Source organism: Bradyrhizobium sp. UFLA01-814 (assembly GCF_046718885.1).
In the GTDB taxonomy this organism is placed as follows: Bacteria; Pseudomonadota; Alphaproteobacteria; order Rhizobiales; family Xanthobacteraceae; genus Bradyrhizobium; species Bradyrhizobium elkanii.
In genome coordinates this window covers 1-8,954 of record NZ_JAQOSR010000256.1, presented here as the reverse complement: position 1 = coordinate 8,954, position 8,954 = coordinate 1, and the positions used below count along the sequence as shown (strand labels likewise).

The following is an 8,954-nucleotide window of genomic DNA, read 5'->3' as shown; positions in this document are numbered from 1 at the left end:
CGCTTGGACCGAGAATTGTCAGGAACTCGCCGCGACGAACGGCCAGCGAGAGGTCTCGGACCGCCGCAACAGGTCCGTACATCTTCGTGACGTTGCAAAATTCGATCTGCGAAGGAGCCAAGCTTTTCTCCAATGCTTTATTCTCGGTAATTGCGCTGGGACGCGTAATATGCAAGGGCACTATTTGATGCTCCATGGCGACGGAACTGCGAGTGGTTACGCCTGAGGCGCGTCGAAAGCTTCCTCCGGGATCAGACCTCACCAAGCTCAACAGCAGCGCGGCTGCACCTCGATCATCGCCGCTTGCCGCACATTCGAGGAAACACGGGCCGAGACGTCGAAGATAAAATCGTCTGAAGCCAATCCTTTCCTACGATTGTTCACGGCCTGCGCAACCCTGCGCGCACCGGTCATCCGTAAATCCTTGCTGTTGGCTTGTGGCATCACTGGCAAGGATCTAGCGAAGCGTAGATGGTTCGACAGAACTCCGCCCTTCCTTCGGCGAGGGAATGGGCTTTTCGCCATTCTTGCGGAACTTGTCCGCATCACGCTCCTGCAGCGACGTTGCAGCGTGACGGATGCACACGAAGCCCTCCTTGCCGAGCGACAGTTCCGACGATGGGACGGGCCTTGCGGATCGTGACCTCGCGGTCCGCAAAAGAGACGTCGTATCCATATCCCGCTTTCACTTGCGGCGGTCGCTCCGGCGACTCAAGAGGTCGCGCCGCATCCTTGGCGAGCCCAGACTGAGCAAAATTAATTCGAGCCTGAACGCTCTCGAGCCGCTCGCGATCTACGGATGCCATCGCCGTTCGGGGATTTGCCATTCGCTTGCTCCTCTTTTCCTATTTTGCGAGCAGCGTGGCGGGTACGGGCTGAGCAAAGTTGATCCGGGCTCGAACGGAGTCCAGCCGACCCCTATCCACCGGGTGGGTCGCCGCTTTTTTATCTGCCATTGCGATTGCTTTCCTTTCCTATTTTCGCGAGCCGGACGCTGAAGCGCTGGCGCAGTTCGTCACCCTCTTCAGTGCAGAAGCCGGCAGCTCTCAACAGGGTTGCACATATGGGGCTGCGGGCTCGGCGACTGCGGTTGCAATGGCAAGTTCGATCGGCACCACCGCGTCGCCGTTGGTAGACCCACACGGAATGCACGGCGCTAGACGAGGCGAAGTCAGGTTTCTGCGTGTTGACTGCCGAAAATCCATTTGTTTTCCGTCTAAAGAAGAATCCACTCGTTCCAGCGCTCGCGGAGTCGCTCAACATTTGGCACGCCGTCCGAGCCGACCTGACCGTACCACCGCATGTTGAGGGGAACGCTGCTCGCCATGTAGTCGGGATAACTAGCAAGCTTACGACCTCTTTCCTCCGATATCAGCTTGTACGCCCTGAGATTACTCGGCCCGTAGGGTATCAGCTGGGCAAAGGCAGCCTGGCGGTCGGCTCGCGTGGCAAACTCAATGAACTTCTGCGCATTCTTCGCATTCGGGCTACCCTTGGGGATTGCCCAGTAATCCCAATTCAGCTTGGCTTGCTTCCGATTGATTTGAAGCGGCGCACCCTGCTCGATCAAGAGATTGGCTCGTCCGTCATAAGAATTCGCGAGGTCCACTTCCTTATCGTGCATCATTTGCTGGATCATGGAGCCGTTCGTCCACCATTTGCGGATATGCGGCTTGATCTTGTCCAAGCTGGCGAAGATGCGATCGATGTCCATCGGATAGAGGGCGCCCGCCGCCACGCCGTCCGCCAACAGAGCCTCCTCCCAAGGCCCCTCGGACCCCAACTGACCCGATATTAGCGTACGACGCCCAGGAAACTTCTTGACGTCCCAAAACTCCGCCCATGAGGTCGGCCGCGGCTTATCGGGCGGAAACTTCTCAAGGTTGTAGACCATGATGTAGGAATAGATCATTGACGCAACACCGAATGGCTGCTTGGCGAAGTCTGCGATCCCGCTCAACTCCCCCTTGTTATAGATCGAGTAGTCGATCTCCTCGAGGTAACCTTTCGCAGCTGCAGAAAATGCCGTAGCCTGGCCCAGGCCAGCAACGTCGACAGCGACGTTCTTGGTCGTCACCATCAGCTCAATCTGCGCCAAGCTAGCCTGGTCCGTGATCGGAGTGACCTTGATCCCGGTCTCGGCCTGGAACGGCTTCACAAACGCCTCAATGACCGCCTTCCCCGCGTCGCCACCATAGACCAATACTCGCAGCTCGGCCGAGGATTGCGCCAAAGCGCGACCAGTGAAGGAATCCAGCCCTCCCATCGCGAGGGTGACAGAGCTCGCCTGCAAGAGACGTCTCCGGTTGACCAAATGGCTCATCGTCTCCTCCACTTTCAAGCCGGCGAGACTAGCAGAATATCGAGCTCCTAAAGCCGAATTTCTCTAAAGTGTGAGCTCACGAGCCCGAAATTCTCCGTCCGACCCGGAAAGCGCAAAGATCTTCAGCGACAGGTCTCCTGGACTAGCAACACTAAGGCTCGACCGTCAGCTTCGACGCAATCGATCTAGCGATTCATTTTACGTGCCATGCACCGCCGTTCTTGCTTGCACGCGACTCCGCGTCGTGCATTTCCCGCACTGTAAGGAACGACGAGCATATTTCGCAGAAACGAGACGGCAGCAATCGCTCAATCACTCACGGGCACAACGGGCAAATTACGTACGAACGGCATAGGACCTCTCTGACTACCTCCATCGGGCTAGAAACAGCGCACATGCCGACGTAGTTCTCAAACGCACGGCCGCCGGTCAATGGTGCCTCAACATGGTCTTAGGCCAGTCACCGGCTGCAGCTGATGAAGCTTCAGGCAGCCAGCGCCGTCTCAACGAGGTTCACCCAATATCCGATGCCATAAGGCAGGGCTTGGTCGTTGAAATCATACGCATGGTTATGCAACCCGGCGGTCGTTCCATTGCCAAGGAAAATCAGGGCGCCGGGCCGCGCCTCAAGCATATAGGCGAAATCCTCCGATCCCATCCGCGGTTTGACCTTGTCATTTACTGCAGCAGGCCCCACGAGTGCGCGCCGCCTTGATCGCCATGTTGGTCCCCTCCGTATGGTTGAAAGTGACAGGGTCGTGTCGACGGTACTTCAGCTCAACGTCCCCGCCAAATCCGTGCGCCATGCCTTGTGCAGATGTCGCTCCATGATCTCTTCCTGGACCATCCTTTGGCCGCCCAGCGCCCCTTCTTCCGCCGGCTGAAAGATCAAGGCAACAGCCCCTTTGAATTTGCGCGCGCAAGGTATTTCGCGGCCCCCAGAAGCATGGCGGTGTGACCATCATGTCCGCATGCGTGCATTTTTCGAGGCGTCCTAGATGACCAAGGTTTGCCTGACGCTTCAATGATGGGCAAGGCGTCGATATCCGTCCTCAACCCGATCGTCGGCCCTTCTCCGCCTTCACCCTGGATCACCGCAACGATACCGGTTTCGGCGATTCCCGTTCCGATGTGATCGATACCGAACAACGCCAGCTTCTCCGTCACGAAACTCGCTGTGTTGTGTAGCCGATAGTCGAGTTCGGGATTTTCGTGGAGATAATGGCGCCACACGGACGCCTTCGCGCTGGAGATCTCTGAACGTTTCAAGGCTATGCATGTCTAAGCTCACAACTTATGTATCAGGCACGATAGAGCGTGCGTGGTATACGGCTGAGTATTTCCGCCTCGCGCTCCGTCACCAAGACGTTCTCACTGCATCCAAACAGGTAGCCGTTTTCGCTGAACAGAATGAACGGCATATGCAAGATCATACCCGGCGCGAGCAGGTCGGCCGCGCCCGGCTCCAAACTCAGGTTGCCACGCTCACCCCAATTGATGCCGATCTGATATCCAGTCCGGTGGCGAAAGACCTCCGAGCGCCCGGATCGTTCGATCACCTCGCGTCCAGCGGCATCCACTTCGCCAGCAGTCACGCCGGGCTTCGTTGCCGCAAGCGCAGCTTCGAGAGCCTGCTCCGCCAGAGCATGCAAAGATTCGGTCTCAGGGTGGCGACCAAGAACGGCGCTGCGAACGAGCCCCGCACAGTACGCGTGCTTTATTCCCCCGACTTCGATCATGGCCGGCTCGTTGTTTCTGATCGGATGGCGCATAGGCTTACCATGTGGCAGCTTATTGCGTTCGCCGAAGCCCAAAGAAACCAACCTGAGATCGTCGCCGCCAGCTTTCCTTACCTCACCGTGAATGGCCGCGGCCACCTCCGCTTCCGTCACACCATCTCGCAGCGCCCCCAGAAACGTGTGCACCGCCACATCGGTCATGGCCATGGCATCACGCATGGCCTCGATCTCGAGCTCGCCTTTCACGACCGATACGGATGCCACCAAGTGAGTGGCATCCGCGATCTTCATATTGGGAAGTCGCGCCCCAAGCGCATTCACATCGGCCGGCGCCAGGTTCCAGCAACCGAGCTCAAAACCGACCCTGCGGTTTTCCAATCCATAGCGCCGCAGCACATCCGAGCACACTTTGGCAAAGTCCTCTTGCTGGACATACCCCACAATCTCGTCGATACAGCTCTCCGCGCGAACGCCATTTACCTCGTATTCTCGGACGACAAATGTCGGCTTCCGGCCCGGCGCGAGGATCAATGGGAACGGCATAAAATATCCGCCCTGCCCATCGTATCCGGTGAGATATCGTAGGTGCCCGTGGGCGGTGACCAAAAGCCCATCAAGGTTGGCGCGCTCAATCGCCTCAAGCACTTTCTTCTGCCGACGCTCATACTCTGATCTCGGAAATGGAGCACCGGCAAAGGGAATTGCTGAGAACGTCGTAGCCATAATCACCTCCATTGGTCACGGCCACATTAGACTTTCGGTCGCGTTCGCGTTGCGCGTATTTTGGCATGAACTTGCAGTAATGCCGCTCTCGGCCCAACATAACGCCGGAAACCCCACAGCATCTTGAGCCATTACGACCGCCACAAGCTGCATGATTCTGCTAATCAACGGCATAAGGCTACTCCCCCTTAGTCAAGCGAATCTGCGACCAGCTTAATGTGAATACGTACGAAGTATTCAAGAACCTCGGGAGGTCCTAGCAGCACAACTTGCTAACGACTTACAATTGCCCCACTTCCCCGCGGCGTCAACTTTGATTACCGCCCTTCTCGTTGCCGCCGGACCAACCGGCAACAAACTTCACGATATGCTGATGCATCGCCTTTGCCGCCGGCGCCAAGCTTTCGTGGCTCAGCGAGGCCAACACAATAACCCGGCTTTCTGCGGGGTAGAATGGAAAAACCTGCACTGCCCCCCTGTAGTTGAGCAGCGCCAATCGAGGCATGACGCTAATGCCAAGCCCGCTCTCGACAATTGCAATGATGGCCGCATCGTCGATCGCCCGCGCGCTCGATCTAACCGAGACTTTGTGTTTCGCCAGTATCTGCTCGGTCTCCCTTCCGTAGTCTTTCCCTTGGAGTACAACATTGTGGTCGGCCAATTCGGGAGCCGTGATATATGCCTTGGTTTTGGGGGCGAAGCCGAGCGGCGCAATACAGACGAGCGGGTCCGCATACAGGGGCGTAACGTCCAGCCCAGGCGGCTCGGGCAAAATGATAAAGCCTAGATCAACCTGGCTCTTGATGATCCACTCAGCGACATCGTCGTACCCCCCTTGTTCAATTGTCACGTCTATTTTCGGGTAGAGGTCAGCAAACGAGCGAATGATTTTTGGTAGCCATGCGACGCCCACGCTAGTGAATGCGCCGATGCGCACGGTTCCAGACTCAAGCCCAAGGAGCTTCGCTGCCTGTTGTCTCAATTTGTCATTGCATTGAAGCAGCTCTCTCACAGTCGGCAGCAGGGCTTCCCCTCCAGCAGTCAAGCGAATGCCGCTTCGATTTCTGACAAGGAGCGTGAAGCCCAGCTCTTGCTCGAATGACGCAAGCGCATGACTGACCGCCGACGCGGATAGATTCAGTTGATGTGCAGCTGCCGCAAGGCTTCCGCGCTCCGCTATGGCGACGAAAACTTCGTAGGCATTTAGCGACATGAATCCTCACTTAGATGAATTTCTTACATCTCTTGTTTGATGTTCAAATCATGCGCAACCGAGGAACCTTGGCCCAGCGCTAAAAGAAAAACACCCTTACCTTACAGGAACCTGCCCGCACCACCAATACGAGCGAACTTTCGCAACGTGCTGGATCGCCTCTTGTCATTAGTTGAAGTATTTGCATCTATGGACGCAAACAATTCGCTTTTTTAATCTGGATGTCATCAATAGCATGCGGCGCGGCATCGGGAAGCCGCGCTGGTTAGCTCGCTGCCGGTTTTTGTCCAAAAAGTATGTAGGGATTGGAAACGACCCATGGCTCAGATGAAGCTCGATGCAAATCTATTCATCGATGGCCACTGGGTCGAGGGTAAGGCAGGTTCCCAGCCAAATATTGACCCGGGGACCGGCGAGCCAGTTGGCGTCGTTGCGCTGGCTGATACGAGCCAGGTTCAGGCCGCATTGGATGCAGCGCACCGCGCTTTTCCCTTGTGGAGCGCGCTAACGGGGCAATCTCGAGGCGCAGTATTGAAGAAGGCGTCGTCTCTGCTGATCGACAGGATGCACGAGATTGCAGATGGACTTCTACTTGAGTCGGGCAAGACGCGAGCCGACGCTATCGGCGAACTGCGACGCACTATCGAAACGCTGGCATGGAATGGCGAGGAGGCAAGCCGTATTTGCGGCAAGGTCCATCAGGGCGTCGTCGCTGGCAGTATTCGCTTATCCGTGCCCACCGCTCTGGGCGTCGTCGTAGCGATTACACCGTGGAATTTTCCTGCTGTGTTGATCGGGCGGAAGCTGGGAGCGGCATTGGCAGCCGGCTGCACGGTCGTTCTTAAAGCTTCAGAGTTTACGCCGTACACAGCGCGGGCAATTGTCCAAACCCTGGTCGATGCCGGGGTGCCCAATGGAGTTATCAATCTGATCTTTGGTCACCCGGTGGCTGTTAGCAGCCAGTTGATGGCGTCCTCGCTGGTTAAGGCGGTGTCATTCACGGGGTCAACGAGTGTGGGCAAGCAGCTAGCGGCGCTTGCAGCGCCCAATCTGATTCGCCCCATTTTCGAGTTGGGCGGGCACGCGCCAGTAATCGTGTGGAAGGATGCAGACGTCGAGAATGTCGTGCAGGTTACGGCACCAGCCAAATTCGGGTCTGCGGGCCAATCGTGTGTCGCACCGACCCGCTACATCGCCCATCATTCCGTGCACGATGCGCTAGTCGATGCGCTCGTTACGAAAGCAAAGACCTATAAGCTTGGACATGGCACGGAGGATCGCACGACACTCGGGCCTGTAGCGCACGGCGGCCGCGTGGTCTCGTTTTTGCAACTCATCGAGGATGCTGTCGCCAAGGGCGCTGTGATCAACACAGGTGGCAAAACACTCGAGCGTCCCGGGTACTACGTTGAGCCGACGGTGCTGTCATCAGTGTCACGTGATTCCGAGATTCTGGCTGAAGAACCGTTCGGCCCCGTCGCCACGGTCCAGTCTGTTGAAGATATCGACGAGGCCATCGAATTGGCAAACGCTGCAGAATATTCCTTCGCTGCTTATGTCTTCACGGATTCGATCCATGTCCGAGACGAGTTGGTGCGTCGTTTGAACGCTTCGAACATTGGGGTCAATCAGACAGCGCCGTCACTTCCCGATGTCGCCCTCGGAGGCCTCGGCAATAGCGGCTACGGTTACGAAGGAGGAACGGAGGGCGTGCTCGCATATATGCACCTACGTCTGATCAGCCAAACCCATGGCTGATCTTAGTCAGTCCACTAAATCCATTGTCTGCGCAAAACTTGAGATGTCCAATTGACAACGATTCAGAAACTGCTCGCAAGCCCTGGGGTTGGCTCGTTCTTTTTTGACGACCAAGCCGCGATCAAGGCCGGCGCCGTGCGTGAGGGCGCGGCCTACAAGGGGAAGCCGGAAACGCCCGGCTTCAAGGCAGTTCGCGAGCCATCTGAATCAGTGTCTGTCATGCTCGTGTTGAGTGATGGATACATTGCAAAGGGGGATTGCGCGAGTGTGCAATACACTGGTGTCGGGGGTCGCGAGCCGCGCTTTCACGCTCATCAGCTGGCGGCTCAGATTGAGCAGCAACTGGCACCACGTTTGAGTGGCATGGACGTCCGCTCGTTCCGTACGACGGCTCCATGTGTCGAAAAGCTCATCAACGAATCATTTGCGGCCAAACGCGCAGCGGCTTACGGACTATCGCAGGCGCTGTTGGATGCCGCCTCCCACGTTGCCGGCCATCATTCAATGGCTCAAGTCATCAAAGATGAATGGCAGATTAGGAGACCGATCAGAGCTGTGCCCATCTATGGCCAGTGTGGCGACGATCGCTACAGCCATGTAGATAAAATGATTCTCAAGAGCGTTCCGGTCTTACCGCATGGCTTGATCAACAGTCCCGACCTAGTCGGACCCAACGGCAAGACGCTCGAGGAATACGTCCAGTGGGTGCGCGCTCGTATAGCACAACTTCGGACATCAGATGATTACCATCCAGTTATCCATCTCGATGTCTACGGCCTGATCGGCGCGTCCGTTGGTGGCTCGATCAACGCGACGGCAGATATTATCGAGCGGCTCGAATCCGCGGCAGGTTCGCATAGTCTTCGAATAGAACATCCTCTGGACGCCGGTAATCGTGACGCCCAGATCGAAGCATTGGGTAAGCTGTGTCGAGCCCTCAAGTCTCGCGGCAGCAACGTGGCGATCATTGCCGATGAATGGGCGAACACCGCCGACGATGTGCACCTGTTTGCAGAAGCTGGTGCGGTCGACATGGTGCAGATCAAGACTCCGGATCTGGGGTCTCTGCATCACACGATCGACGCCATCCTCGATTGCCATCAACACGGTGTCGGACCGGTCCTTGGTGGTACCTGCGCAGAGACTGATCTGTCGGCGCGAACCACGGCTAACATCGGCGTTGCGACAGGTGTCACGC

The 8,954-nt window shown here is 56.9% G+C and carries 6 protein-coding genes and 2 pseudogenes; 2 read left to right on the top strand and 6 right to left on the bottom strand.

The window, feature by feature from the left end; genetic code table 11:
- From PMN64_RS40400 to PMN64_RS40375, 6 genes and pseudogenes are all read right to left on the bottom strand, one after another.
- Nucleotides 1–133 (bottom strand): annotated as a pseudogene (locus tag PMN64_RS40400) (polyamine ABC transporter ATP-binding protein); the annotation flags it as partial.
- A gap of 134 nt (nucleotides 134–267) precedes the next feature.
- A complete protein-coding gene (locus PMN64_RS40395) occupies nucleotides 268–414 on the bottom strand; it encodes a hypothetical protein (RefSeq protein WP_411784774.1) in 147 nt (48 codons plus the stop codon).
- 802 nt (nucleotides 415–1,216) lie between these two features.
- Nucleotides 1,217–2,323, bottom strand: a complete 1,107-nt coding sequence (locus PMN64_RS40390) for an ABC transporter substrate-binding protein (RefSeq protein WP_411784773.1) — start codon at nucleotides 2,321–2,323, stop codon at nucleotides 1,217–1,219.
- A 484-nt stretch (nucleotides 2,324–2,807) separates the two neighbouring features.
- Nucleotides 2,808–3,598, bottom strand: a pseudogene (locus tag PMN64_RS40385) (M20/M25/M40 family metallo-hydrolase).
- A 26-nt stretch (nucleotides 3,599–3,624) separates the two neighbouring features.
- Nucleotides 3,625–4,785, bottom strand: a complete 1,161-nt coding sequence (locus PMN64_RS40380) for a M24 family metallopeptidase (protein WP_411784772.1) — start codon at nucleotides 4,783–4,785, stop codon at nucleotides 3,625–3,627.
- A gap of 307 nt (nucleotides 4,786–5,092) precedes the next feature.
- Complete coding sequence (locus PMN64_RS40375) at nucleotides 5,093–5,998, bottom strand: LysR family transcriptional regulator (RefSeq protein WP_411784771.1); 906 nt, start codon at nucleotides 5,996–5,998, stop codon at nucleotides 5,093–5,095.
- A 318-nt stretch (nucleotides 5,999–6,316) separates the two neighbouring features.
- On the opposite strand from PMN64_RS40375, the gene PMN64_RS40370 reads away from it, so the two are divergent.
- On the top strand, nucleotides 6,317–7,756 hold the full coding sequence (locus tag PMN64_RS40370; protein WP_411784770.1) for an aldehyde dehydrogenase family protein: 1,440 nt from the start codon (nucleotides 6,317–6,319) through the stop codon (nucleotides 7,754–7,756).
- A gap of 51 nt (nucleotides 7,757–7,807) precedes the next feature.
- The coding region (locus tag PMN64_RS40365; protein WP_411784769.1) for a methylaspartate ammonia-lyase at nucleotides 7,808–8,954 on the top strand (1,147 nt) is incomplete at its 3' end.

Coding starts and splice junctions, on each gene's coding strand:
- PMN64_RS40395 (WP_411784774.1), bottom strand. CDS start 414: ATGACCGGTGCGCGCAGGGTTGCGCAGGCCGTGAACAATCGTAGGAAA.
- PMN64_RS40390 (WP_411784773.1), bottom strand. CDS start 2,323: ATGAGCCATTTGGTCAACCGGAGACGTCTCTTGCAGGCGAGCTCTGTC.
- PMN64_RS40380 (WP_411784772.1), bottom strand. CDS start 4,785: ATGGCTACGACGTTCTCAGCAATTCCCTTTGCCGGTGCTCCATTTCCG.
- PMN64_RS40375 (WP_411784771.1), bottom strand. CDS start 5,998: ATGTCGCTAAATGCCTACGAAGTTTTCGTCGCCATAGCGGAGCGCGGA.
- PMN64_RS40370 (WP_411784770.1), top strand. CDS start 6,317: ATGGCTCAGATGAAGCTCGATGCAAATCTATTCATCGATGGCCACTGG.